This window comes from Terriglobales bacterium (genome assembly GCA_035573675.1).
Taxonomy (GTDB): Bacteria; Acidobacteriota; Terriglobia; order Terriglobales; family Acidobacteriaceae; genus DATMAB01.
The window spans coordinates 101103-121610 of sequence record DATMAB010000007.1 but is presented as its reverse complement, the minus strand read 5'-3'; the positions used below and the strand labels follow the sequence as shown (position 1 = coordinate 121610).

The window sequence follows — 20508 nt, the reverse complement described above, 5'->3', positions numbered from 1 at the left end:
TTCTTTTGCGGCCCATGTCAGCCCCTGATCAGGCTGTCCCTTCCGGTTCCAACCGGGTTCGCATCGTGGTCGCGACCTCGGTGATGCTCACCTTCATCTCCTTCTGGCGCGCCGCCGCCATCGTGCTCAACGACATGGGCTCGTCGGCTTTCTACGCCGGCAGCATCGCTGAACAGGCCGTGGGCAAGGCGGCGCCCTGGTTCGTCCTCGGCGTCATGCTGTTCTCGTTTACGGTCCGCGCCGTCTACGTGGAGAGCTGCTCCATGTTCGTGCGCGGCGGCGTCTACCGTGTGGTGAAGGAGGCGATGGGCAGCGGCCTGGCCAAGGTCTCGGTCTCTGCCCTGATGTTCGACTACATCCTCACCGGCCCCATTTCCGGCGTATCTGCAGGCCAGTACATCGGAGGCCTGCTGAACGAGGTTCTGTCCGCCGCCGACACGCATGGCTGGATCCCCCGCGCCGTTCACCAGCTTTTCGACGGGACCCCGCAGCTTCCGGTCAGCACCACTGCCGTGGTGGTGGCGATCGCGGTCACCCTCTACTACTGGTGGCAGAACATCAAGGGTATCGAGGAATCCAGCGAGAAAGCCCTGCGCGTGATGGAGGTCACCACCATCATGGTGGTGCTCCTGCTGGGCTGGTCCATATTCACTCTGCTGCGCGGCAACTACCGGCTACCGCCCCTGCCCATTCCCGAGAATCTCCAGTTTAGCGAAGACGCTCTCGGTTTCCTGAAGAACGCCGAGTGGCACAAGATGTTCGGCCTGTTCGGCATCATGGTGGCGTTCGGCCACGCCATCCTGGCCATGAGCGGCGAGGAAACGCTGGCCCAGGTCTACCGCGAACTCGGACATCCCAAGCTGCCGAACCTCAAGCGTACGGCGCTGATCATCGCCATCTACAGCTTCCTGTTCACCGGCATCTCTTCGCTGCTGGTGGTCATGCTGGTTCCCGACGAAGTCCGCATGCTCCCCGAGAACAAGGACAACCTGTTGGGCACCCTGACCATGTACCTCGCAGGCCCCGAGCTGTTGCGCTTGTTCTTCCGCGCTTTTGTGGTCATCGTGGGCTTCCTCATGCTTTCCGGCGCCATCAACACTTCCATCGTCGGCTCGAACGGCGTGCTCAACCGCGTGTGTGAAGACGGCGTCCTCACCGACTGGTTCCGCAAGCCCCAGAGGAAATACGGCACCACCTACCGCATCCTCAACATGGTGGTGGGACTGCAGTTGTTCACCATCATCGCCAGCCGAGGCGACGTCTACGTTCTCGGCGAAGCCTATGCCTTCGGCGTCATCTGGAGCTTCACGTTCAACAGCTTCTCCATGCTGGTGCTCCGCTTCAAGTACAAGGGTGTGCGCGGCTGGAAGGTGCCGCCCAACATCACCATCCGCGGGGTCGAGATCCCCGTGGGACTGGGCTCGGTCTTCCTGGTTCTGCTTTCCACCGCGATTGTGAATCTGTTCACCAAGTCGGTGGCGACGATTGCCGGCCTCATCTTTACCGGCGTCTTCTTCATGATTTTTGCCGTCTCCGAGCGCATCAACCAGCGCAAGCTGGCCCTCAGCGGCCGCCAGCTCCAGGAACACTTCTCGCTCCAGCACGAAGAAACTGTACAGCGCGAGACCATCGGCATCCGCCCCGGGAACGTCCTGGTCACCGTCCGCGACTACAACACCATGAACCACCTCAAGTGGGTGTTGGAGCGTGTGGACACCAAGGAACAGGACGTCGTGGTCATGGCGGCGCGCCTGATCTCCGGACCGGGCACAGGCGAGTACGACCTGAACACCGAGCAGGTCTTCAGCGACTACGAGCAGACCCTGTTCACCCGCGCCGTCTCCGTCGCCGAAAGCTACGGCAAGCACGTCTCCCTGCTGGTGGTGCCGGCCCGCGACGTATGGTCCGCCATCGTGCAGACCGCCAACTCGCTGGAATCCTCCGCCGTCGTCGCCGGCCTTTCCACCAAGATGCCTTCGCAGATGCAGGGCTTTTACCTGGGCCGCGCCTGGGAAGCCATGCCCGAGCCCAAGCGCCAGTTCGTGCTGCAAGTCGTCAAACCCAACTTCGAAGTCGAGACCTACCGCATCGGCCCGCACACGCCGGACCTGAAGACCGAGGACATCCACCTGGTCCACCGCCTGTGGCTCAACATCACCCGCGAACAGGGTTTGGAGAAGCTCCATCACTCGGACATCGTCTCCGCGGCACTCTCCCGCTTCGCGCGCGACTATGCGGGCCGAGATCGCGACGAAATCCTCAATCTGCTGAAGAAGAAGTGTAAGTGACGGCGTGTGGCGGGCGTGAGTGAGTCCGCGTTAGCGGACGAGCGGGAGTCCGCCGCCGTCATCCTGAGCGAGCGCGACCGAGTCCGCCGCGGCGGACGAAGGAGCGCGAGTCGAAGGATCTCGCTCTTTTCGCCTTCGGCCCTCCGCTTTCCGCTTTCCGCTTATTGCTTATCGCTTATCGCTTTTCGCTAGTTCACAGTTCGCACATCGCAGATCACCAATGTCCTATTTCCGCCGATACCTCACGAACTGATGATCTCCCGCTTTGCGGCAGCTCAGCCAGCGCCAATGCAGGGCGTCGTCCTTGGTGAAGCCCGGGCCGGCGAGCGAGGTGGGACGAAGCAGCGGCACCCCGTCGGGCTCGCCGGGAGCGCGTTCCTGCTTGACCGGGACCACCTGCCCTACTTCCACCGGCGAGACGGTAAGGAAGCGCTCGTCCACCAGTCCGGCGCGCGTCAGGTGCCCGTTCAAAGTCGGCCCGCCCTCGCTCAGCAAATAGCGCACATGCAGGTCGCGCCGCAGCAGGCGCAGGGCGGCCAGCAAGTCCACCCACCGGCCGCCTTCAACGGCGAGGACGCGCACGTGGGGCCGGGCTTCGCGGCCCTGCACACGCTTCGCCCCTTCATGCGTGGTGAGCACCACGGCGTCCACGTGGTCTCCGTCGAACGCGCGGTAGGCGGCGAGATCGAGGTCGCCCCTACCGGTCACGAAGATGCAGGTTTCGCGCCCGCGGCCCAGCCGCTGGCGTAACTCTGCCAGGTCCGGATGCACGATGCGATACACCGGCCCGCGCGGGCCGTAACTGCCGGAGGCGCATTCCTCCCGAAGCGTGTTCACGCCGACCAGCAAGGCGTCGGCGTGCGCGCGGAGCAGATCCATGAGCCAGCGGTCTTCTTCCGACTGCGCAATGTGGAAGCCGGAAGCCTGTCGCCCGCGCAATGACACGATGCCGTCCAGCGACTGCACGAAATTGGTGAAGACCCACGGCCGGTCTTCCGGCGCCGGCGGGAACCCCAGCCAGCCGTAGGAGCCGTACGCGGCGTCCTCCCGCTCGCCGGGCTCGCTCTTGTCGAAGAGGATCTCGAAGGGTCTCATTCGGCGATAAGCAACCAGCAATCAACAGTTAGCAGTTAGCACTTAGCACTTCGCCCGAGATCAATCGGGCCAGCCGTATGATCGAAAGCCGGCGGCCTTCCTTCGTGTTGCCGGAGCCTTCCCTGCGCCTGACGAAGGGTGTCCTTCGTGGTGAGGTTTCCGCAGTAGATTTGAATCCCTGCTCATCCGTGCGAATCCGTGGCCGGCACTTGCCTTGTGCCGATCCTGCCTCTAACGAACTCGACCATCTCTTGCGTCACGTACTCCGGCGGGCGGATGCGGAACATCGGGAGGCCGGCCACCGGCTTGAGCGACACATGTTCCCAGCGCGCCGCGTCCCCTGCGGACTCATGCACGATCACCGCATCCACCCGGTCCAGGAACTCGCGCGCGGATTCCTTGAAGTCGGCCACGCCGGGATTGAGCACGGTCAGGTAGAGGTCGGGGCGCAGGAAGCGCAGCACGCTGTTGGATTCGATGATGACGTTCTCTGAACCGGCCAGCTCGCGCCGCAAATCGGGCATCACCTCCGCCAGACGTCCCTGTTTCGCGCGCACCCACAGTGAGCGCGCCGCGCCCGCGGCCAGAAAGCGGCAGGTGTCGCCCCGCCCGCCTGCATCCTGCTCCTCGCTGATGTCGAACACATGCTCATCGACTGTGCAGCCGCAGGCTTCGCCGTTGATGCTGCACACACCGTGCCCGTACTGCGTGATCTTCACCGCCGTCCAGGCGAACTCCGGCAGCGCCGCAATCAGCCCCGCAACTACACTCGTCTTCCCAATATTCCTCGAATGCCCGCCGATGATGACAAGAGGCATTGCTCTTGACCGTTGGCTCTAGGCTCTTGGCCGGGTGCCCCGCCCTTGTCCCACCCGGTCTTGAGGCGACAGGGTGGGAGAAGCTACCTTTCTTTCCGAGCAAGTCGCGCCAACGCCGCCAGTTCCTTGAGGTACTCCTTGATGGGCCGCGCCGGAGTTCCCCAGAACACCACGCCCTTGCCGCGGATGACTTTTTTCGACGGGATGCCCGACTGCGCGCCCAGAATAGCTCCCTCTTCAATGCGCACATGGTCGGCGATGCCCACCTGCCCGCCCACGATCACGTCTTTTTCCACCACCGAACTGCCGGAGATGCCGGTCTGCGCGGCGATCACCACGTTCTCGCCGATGCGCACGTTGTGGGCCACGTGCACGAGGTTGTCCAGCTTGACGCCCCGCTCGATCACGGTGGGGCCGAGCGCGCCGCGGTCCACGGTGCAGCCGGCGCCGATCTCGACGTCGTCGCCGATCTCCAGCGTGCCCAGTTGCGGAAACTTCTCGTAGCGGCCCGTGGTCTCGTCGCGCACGTAACCGAAGCCGTCGCTGCCCAGCACGGAGTTGGCCAGCACCGTCACCCGGTTGCCCAGCGTGGTGCCGGAATAGATGGTGACGTGAGCATCCACGTAGCACTCCACGCCGATCTTCACCTTGGAAGAGATGCACGCTCCCGGCCCGATGCGCGTGCGTTCGCCGATGACGACGCTCTCACCGATCACGGCGTAGGGGGCGACCGAGACGCCTTTCCCCAGCTTCGCCGATTCGTGCACGATGGCGGTCGAGTGCACGCCCGGCTCCCTGCGCCGGTGCGGGCGGATGAACGCCGCCGCGCGGATGAACGCCAGGCGTGGCTTGGGGGAAATCAGCAGCGGCTTGTTCGTCTTCGCCGAAGCGCCGAACTCGCCCGTTACCACCGCACCCGCACGCGACGCCAGCGCTTCCTCCAGCAGAGCTTCGGACTCCGCGAACACCAGGTCATCCGGCTCCGCCGTGGGAATCGCGGCCACCCCGCCGATCTCCAGCGCGGCGTTTCCCACCAGCTTCGCGCCCGCGGCTTCAGCAATCTCTTTCAGGCTGTATTTCATGTCCTATTTAGCTTCTTCCCAATGGAGTATATGCCGATTGACTCTCGACGCTTGGCTGTTGGCTCTTGGCCTCTGGCCCTTGGCTTATTTGCTTACCGCTTATCGCTGACCGCCTGATTTAAGTTCGCAGTTCACAGTTCGTAATTCACCCTTCATAGAGCGAAGGTGCTCCTTCCGGCCTTGTCTTCCACCGCCGATGAACCCACAACCACTGGTCGGGATACTGGCGGATATGAGCCTCAATGGCCTGGTTGAACAGCGCGGTGTTGGCCACGGCATCGGCCTCATCGTCGCCCGTGCGAACCAGCGTGAGTGCCGGCTCGAAGCGGATGCGGTACTTGCGCAGGTGCTCGTCCCAGATGGTAAACGCCGGGACGACCGCGCAGTCGGTGCGCAGCGCCACCCGCGCCGGTCCGCTGGCTGTGCACGCCGGGATGCCGAAAAAATCAACGAATACTCCCTGTGGCGGAGTGATGTTCTGGTCCATCAGGATGCCGACCGTCTCCCCGGCACGCAGCGCGGAGAGCAGCCCGCGGGCAAAGTCCTGCTTGCCGAACGTGGTATTGCCGTGACGCGTGCGATAGGAATCCACCAGCCGCCCGACGTAGGGATTGTCCAGAGGCCGCACCACGATGTGCAGCGGATGGCCGTGGAGCGAGTGTACGAATGAGCCGAGTTCCCAACCGCCCAGATGCGCCGTCAGAAAGATGACGCCCTTGCCACGGCGGCGCGCTTCTTCATAGTTCTCGAAGCCGTCATAGACTGCCACCCGCGTGACGTTCTCCTTCGTGTAGCTCAGCAGCAGGCAGAACTCCGCCAGTTGACGTCCGAGGTGAACGAACAGCCGGCGCAGGATGCGGCGCCGCTCGGCGGACGATTTCTCCGGGAACGCCAGCTCCAGGTTGCGCAGGCCCACACGACGCAAACGCACGTGGAGCAGGTAGACCATCGCCGCGATGAGAATCCCCGCCGCGCGCGCCAGCGCCCGCGGCAGCGCGCCGATGCCGTGCACCAGCAGCCACACCGGCGCATACTCGAGTCGGTGACGCATCCCGGGTCGTCGAAAAATGCGTCCTAGTGTAACCTGCGGCGTGAAAGCGTCTCTGTTACATTAGGAAAATGCTTCGGAGCGCATTCGTGAGACATCTTCTGACTTTGGCCGCCCTCGCCGTTTTCGCTGCCCTCACGGCCTGCCAGGTCTCCACGCCCGGCAGCCTGGAAACCAAGGTCGTCAAAGAGGTGAAGCAGGTCACCATCGGCGGCAAGGACTGGAAGAATCCGGTCCCGGACACGAAAGAAAACGCGGCGGAAGGCGGCACGCACTTCCAGCATCATTGCCAGATCTGCCACGGCCTCGACGGCCAGAAGACCGGCGTCCCCTTCGCCGAAAAGATGGACCCGCCCGTCCCCGACCTGACCGAGAAGGAGATCCAGGAATACACCGACGGGCAGCTCAAGTGGATCATCGAGAACGGCATCGCGCCCTCGGGCATGCCCGCGTGGAAAGGCATCCTCACCGACGATGAGATGTGGAAGATGGTGCTCTACATCCGCCATCTGCCGCCCAAAGGAAGCCTGGGCGTTCCCGGCATCTACAAAGAGGAAGCCGAGGCGCACGAGCACACGAAGTCAGAGGGCGGCAAGACGCACACGCACCAGGACGGCAAGGAACACAAGCACTGAGGGTGAGGCGGGTCGCGCTACGGTTTCCCGCCCGCGGCCGTCTTCTCGCTCTCTTCTTCCGCCGGCGTCGAGTACCGTGCCACCGCGGTGAGGAACGGCGCCGAGCCTTCGGGCGGCGGCACCACGCCGGTCAGGATGGTCTTGAAGCGCACCATACGCCCGAAGAAGTCGCGGGTGGCGTCCTTGTCCTGATGGATGGCGGCGCCGTTCAGGCTCACGCCGGCGAACACGCCGCGCGCCCGCGAATACGTCAGCACCTGGGCGCGCAGCTTCCAGTCGGTCATGCCCTCGGCGTGGCGGCCCACCGGTCCCGCGGCCACGCTGGCATCCGCGCCCAGCTTGAACTTGCTCGAGAGCAGCGCCTGCATCCCGCGGTCGTCCATGATGATCATGATCAGGTCCACGGCTTCGCCGCCGATCTGCAGACCGAAGCTCCCGCCTTTCACCTGGAAGAACGCGGGCGCGCTCCACGCGCCGGTTTCCGTGCGGCAGGTGGCCACGCCTTTGCCGTAGGAGCCGCCCCAGCCGAAGCCCCCCTTCAGCATGGAAGGCACGACGGCGACACACTTCGCGGAAGTCATGACGCGCTCGGGAACGCCCCCGTCAGGCGCTTCCCAAATCTCTTTCAGAATGGACCCGGCATCCTCCAGCCGTCCGACTTCGTCCTGACGATCGCCCGCCCACGCCGGCGCGGAAAGCAGAATAACCAGCAACAGTGATGCGAATCTCTTCATGAGTTCACCTTGGCCGATAGTAATGCGCCCACGGCGCGCACGGTTGCCCAACCGCCGGTGGGGGAAGCAACTGAGTAACTAGGCCGCGAAGCCTCAATGAACAAGGTGTGCGTAGAGACGCAGCTTGCTGCGTCTCCCTGGAAAAGGCCCCATCAAGAACGGTCGCAAATCAGACCGGAGGCTCGCCCGCCACGGCGGGCATGGCCTCCGGCATTCGCGCGAAAAAACCTTCTGTGCTGCATGACGAGCCGCCCGCACGTGCGGGCGGCGCGTCGCTACTTCACTCTTCCTTCTCTTCTGCAACCGGCAGTGAAACCGGCTCTTGCAGGTGGAAGGTCAGGCTGGTTTCAGCGGGCAGAACGAAGTCCTTCTTGCCGGTCAGGGCTGCGCCGGCCAGGCCCGCACCCGCGCCGACCGGTCCGCCGATGAGCACACCCTTGCCGCCGCCGGCCAGTCCGCCGATGAGCGCGCCCACACCGGCGCCGCCGCCAATCAGCGCGATATTGCGCTTCTTATGGCTGCCGCCGACGCGCCCCAGGGTGTTGGTCTCAATCGCATAGGACTCGCCGTTCACCTCGATGGCATTCAGCTGCAACTGCAACTGGGCTCGGCCGCTCAGCCGTCCCGATTCTCGCGCATGCACCACCGTGCCGTGCGCCAGCGCGCCCACCGGGATCACGACCTTGCCATCCACCGTGACCGGCTGGGAAACGGTGGCGTGGAACGCGTCGCCCGGCCTGGCCGTACGCGAAGCAATCGAGTGATCCAACCGCACGCGAATCGGCGTGCCCGCTTCAACTGCGAGTGTCTCGTCAGCCAGAACGCCGCTCGTTACCACCGCCGCCCCGGCCAGAGTGATGATCAGTAGAGGAATGCCGACCAGCAACAAAGTTCTCTTCGTCAGGCTGATGCTTGGAAGCTTCATGAAGAACCTCCTTCCATAGGAACCTGCTCTTGCTGGCTACTCTTTGTCGGATGCCCGGGACGGTGGACGGAGATGCCCGCCTAAGCGATTGATAAAGCAAGGGATAGGAGATAAAACGGCCGGCGGCAGGCAGGTCCCTGGGTTACTGCTGCCAGCCGCCGCCCAGCGCCCGGTACAACTGCACTACCGTGAGCAATTCATCGCGCCGGACCTGAGCCAGCCGGAGCTCCGCGTCGAACAGATCGCGGTCGGCGTCCAGCGCATTCAACAGCGTATCCACGCCGCCGCGATACCGCATGTAGGAAAGCCGTGACCGGTCGCGAAGCGTCTCCACCAGCTCTTCCTGTTTGCCGCGAACCTCGCGCACCTTTTCATACTGAACCAGGCTATCCGACACTTCGCGGAACGCAGTCTGGATGGCCCGCTCGTACTGGATGAGGGCGACATTCCGCTGCGCTTCCGCCAGCCTCACATTCGAGCGGATGCGGCCGGCGGTGAAAATCGGCTGGGCCAATTGGGGCGTGAACTGCCAGGTGCGTGCCGGGCCGGTGAAAAGGTCGGAGAGGTCGTCGCTCTGGAACCCCAGGAAGCCCGTCAGGCTGATGCGGGGAAAGTACGCTGCCCGGGCCACTCCGATGATGGCGTTGGCAGCCACCAGGTTCTGCTCCGCGGCGCGGATGTCCGGCCGTCGCTCCAGCAGCGCCGACGGCAGCCCGGCCGGCACGGCCGGAGGCTGTTCCTGATCCCGCAGGGCCCGACCGCGCGCGATGGGTCCGGGATTTCTCCCTAACAACAGGCTGATCTGATTCTCGGTCTGCTCGATCTGCTGCTCCAGCCGGGGGATGGCTTGTGCGGCGACCAGCACCAACTGTTCGGCTTGCCGGACTTCCAATCTAGTAGCGAGGCCTCGCTGCTCCCGCTTCCGGATCAGCTCCAGGGAATCTTCACGCGTGGCCAGCGTACGCCGGGCGATCTCCAGCTCCATGTCCAGATCGAGCAGGTTGAAGTAGCCCGTGGCCACGTCGCTCACCAGCGTGGTCATCACCGCCCGGCGATTCTCTTCGCTGGCCAGCAGCTCCGCCCGCGCGGCTTCGGTCGAGCGGCGCAGGCGTCCCCAGACATCTACCTCGAACGAGAGCAGATTGAGCGCCACGCTGCCGAAGCTGCGCTCCTGTTCGAAGGGTATCGTGCCCGTCGAGGAGGTGCGCAGGGTGGTCAGGTCGGCGCCGGCCGCGACATTGGGGAACTGGTCTGCGCGCCTGATGCCCACCGCAGCGCGCGCGGCTTCCACGCGCGCCACCGCCTCCCGCACGTCGTAGTTCTCCTGCAGCGCCATACGGATCAGTTGCTGCAGTTGCTCGTCCTGGAACACCTCGAACCATTTCGCATCGGCCAGCGAGGCCGGGTCCGGCGACGGGGCCGCGCCGCGAAACGCCGCCGGCGGCACTACGGCCGGCCGCTGGTACTTCGGGCCGACCGCGCAGCCCGCAAGCACCGTGGCTGCCGTGAGCACGGGGATCAGCCGCCACTTCATGGCTGAGCGACCTCCTGCGCCGCAGCCTGGTATGCGGGAAGTGGGAACTGGCCGCCGAATTCATCCGCTGCCGCCTCGGTCGAGATCTGCGGCGCACGCGCCCGCGAAACCAGCATGTAGATCGAAGGCACCACAAACAGCGTGAGCAGTGAGCCCACGATCATGCCGCTGACCAGCATGATTCCGATGCTGTTGCGCGCACCCGCGCCCGGCCCAGTGGCAAGAATGAGCGGAAAGTGCCCCACGACGGTGGCAGCGGTGGTCATCAGGATGGGCCGCAACCGCGTGCCGGCGGCTTCGAGGACCGCGGCCAGCTTTTCTCTGCCCGCTTCCTGCAGATGGTTGGCAAACTCCACGATGAGGATGGCGTTCTTCGAAACCAGGCCGACCAGCGTGATCAGTCCTACCTGGCTGTAGATGTTGAGCGTGGTCAGCCCCAGGAACGAGAACAGCAGCGCTCCGGAAAGGGCCAGCGGCACCGAGCCCGCCAGGATGATGAACGGGTCGCGGAAGCTCTCGAATTGCGCGGCCAGCACCAGGTAGATGAGGATCCCGGAAAGCAGGAACGTGCCCAGGAACTTGCTCCCCTCGACCCGCAACTGGCGCGACTCGCCGGCGTAGTCGAGGGTGAAGCCCTGGGGCAGGATTGCCCGTGCCTCGTTCTCCAGGTAGCTCAGCGCCTGGTCGAGCGACACCCCCGGCGGAATCACGCCCTGGATGCGCACCGCGTTAAGTTGCTGGAATTTCTTCAGCTCCCGCGGCTCGGTGGACGTGCGCAGCCCGGCAAAGGTGGATAGTGGCACCAGCTTGCCGTCCGAGCCGGTGACGTAGATCTCCGACAACTGCTCGGGCGTCAAGCGCTCCGCGCGCTTCACCTGCGGGATGACCTTGTAGCTCCGCCCCTGGATGCTGAAGCGGTTCACATAGTCCCCGCTGAGCAGCGTGGAGAGGTCCCGGCCCGCCTGGCTGAGGTCCACTCCCTGCGAACGCAGCTTGTCGCGGTCGAACACCACTTCGGCCTGCGGCTGGTCGAACTTCAGGTCGGCGTCGGCATAGATGAACATGCCGCTGGCATATGCCTTCTGCACCAGTTGGTTGGCGAATTGCGTGAGCTGTTCCGGCTCCGCAGCCGAAGCGATCACCAGGTCCACCGGGAAGTCTCCGCCTCCGGGCAGCGGCGGCGGCGTCAGCGGGATCACCCGGATGCCGGGGACCTTCGACAGCGGCCCCATCGATTCCACCAGGAGCTGCTGCGTGTCTTTGCTGCGCTGGCTCCAGGGCTTGGTCACCATCCCGCCGAAGCCGCCCGTGGGAGACGTGATTTGAAAGATGCTCGCGGCCTCGGGGAATGAACGGTAGACATCGTGGACCCGCTGCGTGAACAGCTTGGTCTGGTCGAGGGTGGAGTTGGGAGAAGCTTGGATGATCCCGAAGACCACGCCCTGGTCCTCCTTCGGCGCCAGTTCCCGCATGGAGAACATGTAGAAGGGCAAGGCCAGCAAGGCCAGGATCGCCCACAGCGTCAATACCACCGGCCGGTAACGAAGCGTTCCGGAAAGCAGGCTGGTGTAGCCGGCTCGCACGCTCTCGAAGCGGCGATTGATCCAACCGGCAAAGCCACGTTCCGTGTCGCCGGCCCGCAGCAGCTTCGAACCCATCATGGGCGAAAGCGTCAGCGCCACCACGCCGGAAACGATCACGGCCCCGGCCAGGGTGAAGGCGAACTCCCGGAACAGAGCTCCGGTCAGGCCGCCCTGCAGGCCCACCGGGGCGTACACCGCGGCCAGAGTGATGGTCATCGCGATGATCGGGCCCACCAGCTCCCGCGCCGCATCGAGCGCGGCACGCTGCGGCGGCTTGCCGCTGTGCAGGTGCCGCTCGACGTTCTCCACCATCACGATGGCGTCATCCACCACCAGTCCGACCGAAAGCACGATGGCCAGCAGCGTGAGCAGGTTGATGGTGAAACCGGCCACCAGCATCAGGAACACGGCGCCGATCAGCGAGATGGGAATGGCGACAATGGGGATGAGCACCGACCTCATCGAGCCCAGGAACAGGAAGATGACGAGGATGACGATGATCAGCGTCTCCGTCAGCGTGCTCAAAACTTCATCGATGGCATCCTGGATGTATTCCGTGGAATCGTAGGGGATGCCGACCTTCATCCCGGCCGGCAACTGCGCCTCGATCTCGGGAATCGCTTTCCGCACCTCCTTGATGACCTCGAGCGAGTTGGCGGTGGGCAGCACCCAGATACCCATGAAGGTGGCCGCTTCCCCGTTGAAGCGCACGTCCTCGTCGTAGTTCTCGGCGCCCAGCACCACGTCGGCGATCTCGCCCAGCCGGACGACGACTCCGTTCTCCTCCTTCACCACCAGTTGGCGGAACTCCTCCGGCGTGCGCAGGTCGGTGTTGGCCACCAGGTTCACCGACACCATCGAGCCTTTCGTGCGTCCCAGGGCGGAAAGATGGTTGTTGCGCGCCAGGGCCTCCTGTACCGCCGAGGGCGAGATTGCCAGCGCGGCCATCCGGTCCGGCTTCAGCCAGATGCGCATGGCGAACGTGCGGTCGCCGAGAATCTCGGCGCGCTGCACCCCGCTGATGGCGCTCAGCTTGGGCTGCACCACTCGCGTCAGATAATCGGTGATCTGGTTCTGATCGAGGTCGGTGGACGAAAAGCCGATGTACATCGCCGCGAACTGCGTGTCGGCGGTCTCCAGTTCGATCACCGGAGCCTCGGCCTCGGGAGGCAGATCGTTGCGCACCTGCGCGACCTTGGCCTGGATCTGCGTCAGCGCCGCATTGGTGTCATAGTTCAGCTTCAGGTGCACGGTGATCGTGCTCAGCCCGAGCGTGCTCGAGGACTCCATGTAGTCGATGCCGTCGGCGCTCGCGATCACCCGCTCCAGCGGCGTGGTGATGAATCCACGCACCAGGTCGGCGTCGGCGCCCACGTATACGGTCGAGACCCGCACCACCGCGATGTCGCTGCGCGGGTACTGGCGCACGCTCAGCGACCGGATGGACTGCAGCCCGGCGATCAGGATCACCAGGCTGACCACCATCGCAAGCACCGGCCGTTTGACGAAGATGTCGGTGAATCGCATGGCGTCCTCAGCTATCCTCAGGCTTGGGAGCCGGATTGTTCCCCGGCTGCACTTCGTTGTTCACCTGGACGGCGGCGCCGTTGCGCAGCTTGAACACCCCTGAGGTCACGACTTCATCGCCCGGATTCACTCCGGAGACCACGCCCACCTGGTCGCCCCGCGCCCCTTCGACTTTGACGAACTGCTGCCGCACCCCGCGGTAAGTCCGGCCGTTCTGGTCCGTCAGGTCGGAGACCACGAACACCGAGTCGCCATAGGGCGCGTAGCTGATCGCCGAGGCCGGCAGCGTCACCACCGGGCGGCTGGCGCCCAGCCCAAGCGCGGCCCGCACGAACATTCCGGGGCGCAGCTTGCCTTGCGGATTCGCCAGCGTCGCCTGCACCTGCACGTTGCGCGTGCGTTCGTCCACGATCGAGTCAATCGCCGTCACCCGGCCCTCGAACTCCACTCCTGCCAGGTCGTCGGTGGTGACGCGCACGTTATGCCCGACCTTCACCTGGCCCGCCACCTGCTGCGGCACGCCGAAGTTCACGTAGATGGGGTGCAGCGCTTGCAGCGGGACGATCGCGCTCCCGCCCGAAACGTACTGTCCCAGGTTCACCTGGCGTATGCCGAGGATCCCCGAGAAGGGCGCACGGATCGTCTTGCGCTCGATGGTCGCCCGGATCTCCGCCACCCGGGCCTCGGTAGCTCTCTGCTCGGCGGCCGCACGGTCGTACTCCGCCTGGGAAATCACGCCTTCGTTCACCAGGCCCTGCAGCCGCTCGAAGTTGACCCGGGCCAGATCGCGCTGCGCCTCCGCGGCCACCAGTTGAGCTCGCTCCTGCCGGGTATCAAGCTCCACCAGCACGTCTCCCTCGCGCACCGGCTTGCCGGACTCGAAGGCGATGCGATCGACAATGCCGGGAAGGTCCGCGCTCACCGTCACGCCCTGGACCGCCACCACCGTGCCGATCGCCGACAGCGTCGCCGGCCATTCCTCTTGTTGCGCCACGATCGTGGTCACCGCTTCAGGAGGCGGCTGGAAGCCGGCCTGTGCCGCTGCCTGAATCTGCTGGAACTTCACAAAACCAAGGCCGCCCAGGACTACCGCGACCACGCTCAACATCAGAATCATTCGCTTCGTCATGATTGCCTTCACCTTCCACTTGCTTGGTCTCTCATCGTCCTTTGCCTGTGCCGTCCACGGTCAACGGATTCCGCTGCGCCAGCCTCGGTGACCCGCAGGCTTTCGAGGTATCGCGCCAGGCCCGCCCGGCAATGGTCCAGCGGGCTGCGGCTCTGTGCGCTCTTGGCCAGCGAGATGCTTCCTTCCAGCGCCGCGGTCAGGAAATCGGCGGCCTCAAACGGATCCAGGTCGGCTCGCACCTGCCCTCTGGCCTGGCCGCGCCGCAGCGCCTTCGCGATCCCGTTCCTCCACTCCCGGTACAGGCCCTGCAGCCGCTTGCGGAAGCCTTCGTCGAGCGGCGACATCTCCTGCGCCAGGTTGTTCAGCGGACATCCCAGCCGTTGGTCGTAGTGCGGGAAACACTCCTTCCGCAGCAGCACGGCCAGCAGCCCGTCGATGGGGTCCTCTGCCTGCTCGATGGGGCGCACCCAGTTCGCCAGGATGTGGCCCCGGATCAGCTCATCCACCACCGCGTAGCCGAGTGCGCGCTTGTTGCGGAAATGGTGGTACAGCGCCCCTTTGGTCACGCCCGCTCGCGTCAGGATCTGCTCCAGGCTCGCCGCCTGGTACCCGCAGCGATAGATCTCCTGGAACGCTGCCTCGAGCAGCGTCTTGCGAGTCAGGTCCGGATTCCGCTCCAGCGGAGGCATTGTTCCCTCTCCCGCCCGGCTAACATACCGAACGGTATGAAGCTTCGATGCCGCTTGAGGGGCGGAGGTCGCAGAAAAAACTCGTGGAACGCCTCGCGCGGTGCACAAAAACCTGGGACCAGCCGCAGGGAAGCCGCCTGGTCCCAGAAAATTCTGCCGCTGCTGGTCTTACCGGGGCCGCGTCGCGCTGGCCGCTTCGATCGGAATCCCGATCACGTCGCCGCTCACCACCAGTTCGACGCGCCGGTTCTGCTGCCGCCCGATGGAAGTGTCGTTCGATGCGATCGGGTGCGATTCTCCGAAACCCAGGCTCCCGATCGCCGAGGACGGAACGCCCTGCTGCACCAGGAAATCGCGTACCGCCGCCGCGCGTCTTTCCGATAGACGCTGGTTGAATTCCTCCGTGCCGACGCTGTCGGTGTGGCCCTCGACCTCCAGGCGCAGCCCGGGATGCGCCAGGATGATGCCCGCCACTTTGGCCAGCTTCTCGCGCGCCGCCGGCCTCAAGGTGTGGCTACCCGACTGGAACAGCAGGTCGGGCATGTTGACCACCAGTCCGCGCACCGTCTCCCGCGTATCCAGGATGCGGTTAAGCTGATCGATGATGGCGCCGCGCAGTTCCAGCTTCTCCTGCTCGGCTTCCTGCTTCTCGCGCTCGGCGCGATGGGCGGCGAGTTCAGCCTGGCGCCGTTCGCGCTCAGCCTCCTCGCGTGCGCGCTTCGCGGCATCGGCTTCCAGTTGCACCTGGGCACGTCGTTCAGCCTCGGCCTCGGCCTCAGCTTGAGCTGCAGCCTCACGGTCCACCAGGGCCGCCTGCTGTACCTCCTGCTGCTTGCGGACCGCCACCAGGCGGGCGTCCTCGGCGGTCTGCGCCGCCTCGCGCGCCGCCATGATGATGGTGCGCTTCTTCGCGCCCTGCTGGTGATAGCCCTCTGCCGTGCTCAGCAGCTGCTCGGCCTTCTGGTACGTCTCGCCCGCGTACTGTTGGGCTCCTGCCCAGCGCGCCACTCGCAGCGCGTTGCGCGCTTCGTACAGCTCCAGTGGCGTTTTCTTGTCCAGCTCCAGAGGACGCAACTCGTCGGGGCTTACGTTCGCCGTGTACTGTCCGCGCTGCAACAGCTCGTAGCGCGCGTCAATCTCCTGGATTTGGCCCTTGGTTCCGCGCCGCACCACATTCTCCAGAACCACCACGTCGCTCGGCTGCGTCACCGCGAAGTGCGGCTCCGCCGTCACCACCAGCCCGAAGGCCTGCAGCTCGGTGGTTACGTTCAGCTTGCTCTTGGTGCCGTTCAGCAGCACTTCACCCAGGTTCGTGGCGCGGCCTTCCGGCGTGATGGCCCACAGGACGTAGGTCAAATACTCAGGGCCGAACCGCGTCGCCGGTGCGAGATCGTCGAACTCCACTTCGATCTCGATGTAGCCTTGCTTGCTCTCCACCTTGGCTTCACCGCGCCCGTCCGGAAGCAGCGGCGTGCCGCGAAAGTCGATCGTCGTCGAGCCGCCGCGATGCCGATAATTGATGGCTTTGGTGGTGCGTCCCACCACCGTCACGCGATACACCGGGATCTTATCGGCAGCCGGCGGTGGATGGCTCGGTTGGACTTGCACTTGGGAATGGGCCGGAAGAATCAGACAACCGCAGGTCACGAGCGTGACCAAGGTCTCTCGTAACATGAGTGCACTCCTTTCTATGAACCGCCGGGGATGAGCGCCGGTTCCGGCGGGCTGGAAAAACCCGCCGGAACCGGCTGCATTCCCTCAGATCAGTGCCTTGCGTACGAAGGACTCGCCGCCTAGCTCACCGGCGGCATGGAAACGGGCTCCGTGAGGCGGAACTGCAGCGGCGTCTCCGCCGGCAGGCGAAAATCCTTCTTGCCCGTCAGTGCGGCCACGGCGATTCCTGCGCCGGCGCCGATGGGGCCGCCGATCAGGGCGCCCTTGCCGCCCGCCGCCAGCGCTCCGATCAGCGCGCCGCCACCGCCGCCGCCGCCGATCAGCAGGATGTTGCGCTTCTTGTGATTCCCGCCCACGCGCGTGATTCCGCTGGTCTGCACTTCATACCAGCGGTCGCCCACCTGGATGGCATCCAGTGTCAGTTGCAGTTGGGCCACGCCCTTCAACCGGCCGGATTCCTTGGCATATGTCACCAGGCCGCGGGCGCGCGCGCCCTCCGGAATCACCGCCGTGCCGTCCACCACAACCGGCCGCGTAACCGTGGCCGTGAACATGTCGCCCGATCTCACCTGGTTCGTGGCCAGACTGTGGTCCAGCCGCACATGCAGCGCCGTGCCCGCCGGAACCGTTAGCTCACCCTGCGCCGCCAGAGTTGTGCTCGCCCAAACCAAGGCCGCTAAGATCGGAATCGCCAGAATCAGATAAGTGCGCTTGGAAAAACTCATGACCATCACCTCCTGGGATTACCTTTAACTGGGATGGCCGCAGTTAGCCGAGGGGTGCCTCCACAATCTATTGATTCCAAAAGACATGACGAGAATTCTGTGGCCAAACAACACACCAAATCGGCCAAAGCGCAGCAGAAATGCTGCTAAATGGGAGAAATGTGCCTTATAAATCAATACGATAAGAGGATTGCAACCGTAACCCTAGGTTCTTCAATGGGATAGAGGAAACCGCCAAAACCGGGTCGGCCGCTCCATCGGGCACGTCACAGAATCGCTAACAGGTTTCAGGCCAAAGTTTTAAGGGCTGGAACCGGTGACCCTCATCGCCGATCCCAGCCCCTGTCTCCCAGGTTCTGTGGTAGGTGCGCGGAGTATGCGGCACCGGACGGTCGCGGCCAAGATTACCGAAGGCCAGCGTCCTGGTGCGCCTTCCGCCGGTTACCCAGGTTACCGCTCTTATGCTGAGTGGGCCGAAACCAGCGAGTGGGTGATGGCGTGCACGGAAAGCTCGATGCGGTTCTTCACGCCCACCTTGCGCATCAGCTTGGCGACGTGCGCCTTGACAGTGCGTTCTTCGATGCCCATGGCGGCGCCGATCTCCTTGTTCGACCGGCCTGCCACCAGGTGCTCCAGGACTTCTTTCTCCCGGTCGGTGAAGGTGACGCGTCCCGCCGGGAAGATGCGGCCGGGCGCGGAGGTGACGCGCTCGATGAACATCGAAAGCACGCGCCGCGGCGCCCACACCGAACCCTGGCACACGATGCGGATGGCCTGCACGAACTCCTGCGGGCTGGCGGCCTCGTCCACGTAGCCTTTGGCGCCCGCCATCACCGCCTTCAGGATGGTCTCATCGTCGGCCCCCGAGCCGGTCACGATGATGCGCAGATCGGGCCGGGCAGCCTTCACGCCCGCCATCACGTCGAACAGGTTCTGCCCGCCGCGGCTGCCCAGCAGCACCAGGTCGATGTCGGAGCGCGCCGTGATCTCCGCCAGCGAGGCCGCGCCCACGATCTCCAGGTCCGGCTCAGAGTCAAACAAGGCGTGAAAACCCACCAGCCGCAGCGGATCCGTCTCCACCACGGCAATGCGCGTGCCCGGCTTCTCCGCCTTCTTCGACTTGGAGTCCTTCGTTACCAAGGTGCGCGTAGCATAGCGGCATTGGGCCAGGATGAAAAGAGTCCGGAAGGACGTGAACTGCAGTAACCAGTGGTCAGTGGCCAGTGTTCAGTGGCCAGTGGTCAGTGGTCAGAACGATTGATGAGGGCTGACTTGACGATTGCTGATGGGCCTTCCCTTCGTGTTGCCTTCGCGTCCTTCGTGGTTCGCTTTTGGCTTTTGGCTCTTAGCTCTTGGCCTTTGGCTCTTGGCTTTTGGCTTCTAGCTCCCTAGCGGCTAGCCGCACGCTGCCGGCCGCCAGCCGCTTCTTGGTTCTTGGCTTTGGCCCTTGGCTTATCGCTTATTGCTTATCGCTCACCGCCGCGACTTTCCCATCTCGATACACCACAAGAAGCGGCCTTCCATCCCGCGGATAAGTTACGCGTTTGACGCCGGGCTCGGTCTCCGGCTCGGGCCTCCCCATGCCTACCGCGAAGGTCACCTGGAACTCGTTCATGCCGGGCAGCACCTGATGGCGCTCGACGGCCGCCCAGGTGTCGGCGGGCCAATGACGGTAGAGCTCCCGCGGGTCCTGGATGAAGAGCATCTCGTCGGCATAGATCCGGAACTCGCCCTTGCGCTCGGCGCCGAAGGGGAAGGCGTAGCTCTTTCCTTCCTTTTCGAATACCGCCATCACCTGGCGCTGGTCGGGCGAGCCGGGGGAGCGGTCGAGCACGACCTGCTTGATCTCCAGCCGCTCGATGGGACCGAGCAATCCGGCAGGATGGCCGAAATCCGAACGCTTCCGCACTTCGTCCCAGGGATAGAACGTGAACCGGTAGCCCTCACGCACCCACACCGGCTGCCTGGTAAGTTGCTCGGCGGACTTCAGGTCATAGGCGTGCAGCTTCTTGGGAACCACATAGTAGTCGGCCGGGAGCGGCGGCGTCGCTGCCTTCTGCGCAGCTTGTTCCAAATCTGCGGTAGTCTCACGCCGTTCCTGGAACACGCGCACCAAGCGAATCGTGGCCACGATCATCAAGAACAGCAGGACAACCTGGATGCGGCGACGGAGTTGGGGAGTGAAAACCACCGTTTCGAGTTTCCAGTTTCGAGTTTCTAGCAGGTCTTCCTGAGCGCCATTGTACTCATGTCTAGGATGCGGCTTCGGTGGCAGAGGCGGCCTCAGGGAGAGCGCCAGCCGCGAGGGCGGGTTCCTTCTTCCCTGCTTCTTCCTCTTCCATTTCCTCTTCCTTCGGTTCGTCCTCCTCGAGGTCGAGTTCGATGGGGTTGTAGTCACGGTCGAGGACAAGGTCGCCGGGCCAGTGTTTGAGTTTGACGCCGGGCAGGTTGGCGTGGGCGATCTGCAGGGCGTAGAGCATGAGGGCGGCGCGGCGAGGGCGAATCTGGCGCGCGCCGAGAGCGTGGAAAACGGCGGAAGTTGCGACCTGGATGGCGTTGGCGTCCTCGAGGACGGGCAGGTCGAGGGTTTCGAAGACGTCGGTGTCCTTCACGGACGCCTGGCAAGCGCGACGCAGGACCTCGCGGCGCTGGCGGTCGCGGAGGTGGAAGTAGCAGAAGTACTCGCGCTTGAGGGCAGCGGACCCGCAGAAGGTACCGTTGGCCTTGACGTGACGGCAGAGGCGAAGCTGGGACATGGCTGAGACTCCGGTAGATACCCCTCCCCCCATTTCCGTTAAAGTATTGAAAAGGCGCTGGTTAACGAGAGGGAAGCGGGCAAAATATTGAGGCCAAAGAGATTAAGGGTCAAAATATTCATAACAAAGCGGTTATTGCACAATGCGATTCAATCACGTGAGAGTATAGCATGACATAGCGGTTTGTCAAGGAAAAAATGCAGCAATAAGCAATCAGCGATAAGCTAGGAATCCGAACCCTTTCGCTCCTTAGGGCGGGAGCATGA

At 64.3% G+C, this 20508-nt stretch carries 17 protein-coding genes; 2 read left to right on the top strand and 15 right to left on the bottom strand.

Annotated features, from left to right (window positions below; translation table 11 throughout):
- The first annotated feature begins 14 nt into the window (after positions 1-14).
- On the top strand, positions 15-2288 hold the full coding sequence (locus VNK82_01685; GenBank protein HXE89654.1) for an APC family permease: 2274 nt from the start codon (positions 15-17) through the stop codon (positions 2286-2288).
- 225 nt (positions 2289-2513) lie between these two features.
- Here the strand turns inward: VNK82_01685 and VNK82_01680 are convergent, their stop codons facing one another.
- From VNK82_01680 to VNK82_01665, 4 genes are all read right to left on the bottom strand, one after another.
- The gene (locus VNK82_01680) at positions 2514-3383 is read right to left on the bottom strand and encodes a dihydrofolate reductase family protein (GenBank protein HXE89653.1); all 870 of its coding nucleotides are present in this window, start codon (positions 3381-3383) and stop codon (positions 2514-2516) included.
- A gap of 182 nt (positions 3384-3565) precedes the next feature.
- Positions 3566-4201, bottom strand: coding sequence for a hypothetical protein (locus tag VNK82_01675; protein HXE89652.1), 636 nt, complete (start codon positions 4199-4201; stop codon positions 3566-3568).
- An 83-nt stretch (positions 4202-4284) separates the two neighbouring features.
- The gene (gene lpxD / locus VNK82_01670; protein HXE89651.1) at positions 4285-5283 is read right to left on the bottom strand and encodes a UDP-3-O-(3-hydroxymyristoyl)glucosamine N-acyltransferase; all 999 of its coding nucleotides are present in this window, start codon (positions 5281-5283) and stop codon (positions 4285-4287) included.
- Between the two features lie 145 nt (positions 5284-5428).
- The gene (locus VNK82_01665) at positions 5429-6334 is read right to left on the bottom strand and encodes a lysophospholipid acyltransferase family protein (protein ID HXE89650.1); all 906 of its coding nucleotides are present in this window, start codon (positions 6332-6334) and stop codon (positions 5429-5431) included.
- An 86-nt stretch (positions 6335-6420) separates the two neighbouring features.
- On the opposite strand from VNK82_01665, the gene VNK82_01660 reads away from it, so the two are divergent.
- Entirely contained in the window at positions 6421-6966 is a 546-nt protein-coding gene (locus VNK82_01660; GenBank protein HXE89649.1) for a cytochrome c, read from the top strand.
- A gap of 17 nt (positions 6967-6983) precedes the next feature.
- Here the strand turns inward: VNK82_01660 and VNK82_01655 are convergent, their stop codons facing one another.
- From VNK82_01655 to VNK82_01605, 11 genes are all read right to left on the bottom strand, one after another.
- Positions 6984-7700, bottom strand: a complete 717-nt coding sequence (locus VNK82_01655; protein HXE89648.1) for a lipid-binding SYLF domain-containing protein — start codon at positions 7698-7700, stop codon at positions 6984-6986.
- 280 nt (positions 7701-7980) lie between these two features.
- Entirely contained in the window at positions 7981-8625 is a 645-nt protein-coding gene (locus tag VNK82_01650; protein HXE89647.1) for a hypothetical protein, read from the bottom strand.
- 142 nt (positions 8626-8767) lie between these two features.
- The gene (locus VNK82_01645) at positions 8768-10159 is read right to left on the bottom strand and encodes an efflux transporter outer membrane subunit (protein ID HXE89646.1); all 1392 of its coding nucleotides are present in this window, start codon (positions 10157-10159) and stop codon (positions 8768-8770) included.
- On the bottom strand, positions 10156-13269 hold the full coding sequence (locus VNK82_01640; protein ID HXE89645.1) for an efflux RND transporter permease subunit: 3114 nt from the start codon (positions 13267-13269) through the stop codon (positions 10156-10158). The genes VNK82_01645 and VNK82_01640 overlap by 4 nt, the downstream gene beginning before the upstream one ends.
- A gap of 7 nt (positions 13270-13276) precedes the next feature.
- The gene (locus VNK82_01635) at positions 13277-14398 is read right to left on the bottom strand and encodes an efflux RND transporter periplasmic adaptor subunit (GenBank protein HXE89644.1); all 1122 of its coding nucleotides are present in this window, start codon (positions 14396-14398) and stop codon (positions 13277-13279) included.
- An 8-nt stretch (positions 14399-14406) separates the two neighbouring features.
- A complete protein-coding gene (locus VNK82_01630; protein ID HXE89643.1) occupies positions 14407-15087 on the bottom strand; it encodes a TetR family transcriptional regulator C-terminal domain-containing protein in 681 nt (226 codons plus the stop codon).
- A gap of 168 nt (positions 15088-15255) precedes the next feature.
- Entirely contained in the window at positions 15256-16761 is a 1506-nt protein-coding gene (locus tag VNK82_01625; GenBank protein HXE89642.1) for an OmpA family protein, read from the bottom strand.
- Between the two features lie 119 nt (positions 16762-16880).
- The gene (locus VNK82_01620; protein HXE89641.1) at positions 16881-17486 is read right to left on the bottom strand and encodes a hypothetical protein; all 606 of its coding nucleotides are present in this window, start codon (positions 17484-17486) and stop codon (positions 16881-16883) included.
- A 459-nt stretch (positions 17487-17945) separates the two neighbouring features.
- Complete coding sequence (locus VNK82_01615) at positions 17946-18626, bottom strand: response regulator transcription factor (protein ID HXE89640.1); 681 nt, start codon at positions 18624-18626, stop codon at positions 17946-17948.
- Positions 18627-18945: 319 nt separating this feature from the next.
- The gene (locus VNK82_01610; GenBank protein ID HXE89639.1) at positions 18946-19677 is read right to left on the bottom strand and encodes a hypothetical protein; all 732 of its coding nucleotides are present in this window, start codon (positions 19675-19677) and stop codon (positions 18946-18948) included.
- A gap of 61 nt (positions 19678-19738) precedes the next feature.
- A complete protein-coding gene (locus VNK82_01605; GenBank protein HXE89638.1) occupies positions 19739-20242 on the bottom strand; it encodes a hypothetical protein in 504 nt (167 codons plus the stop codon).
- Between the last annotated feature and the right edge of the window lie 266 nt (positions 20243-20508).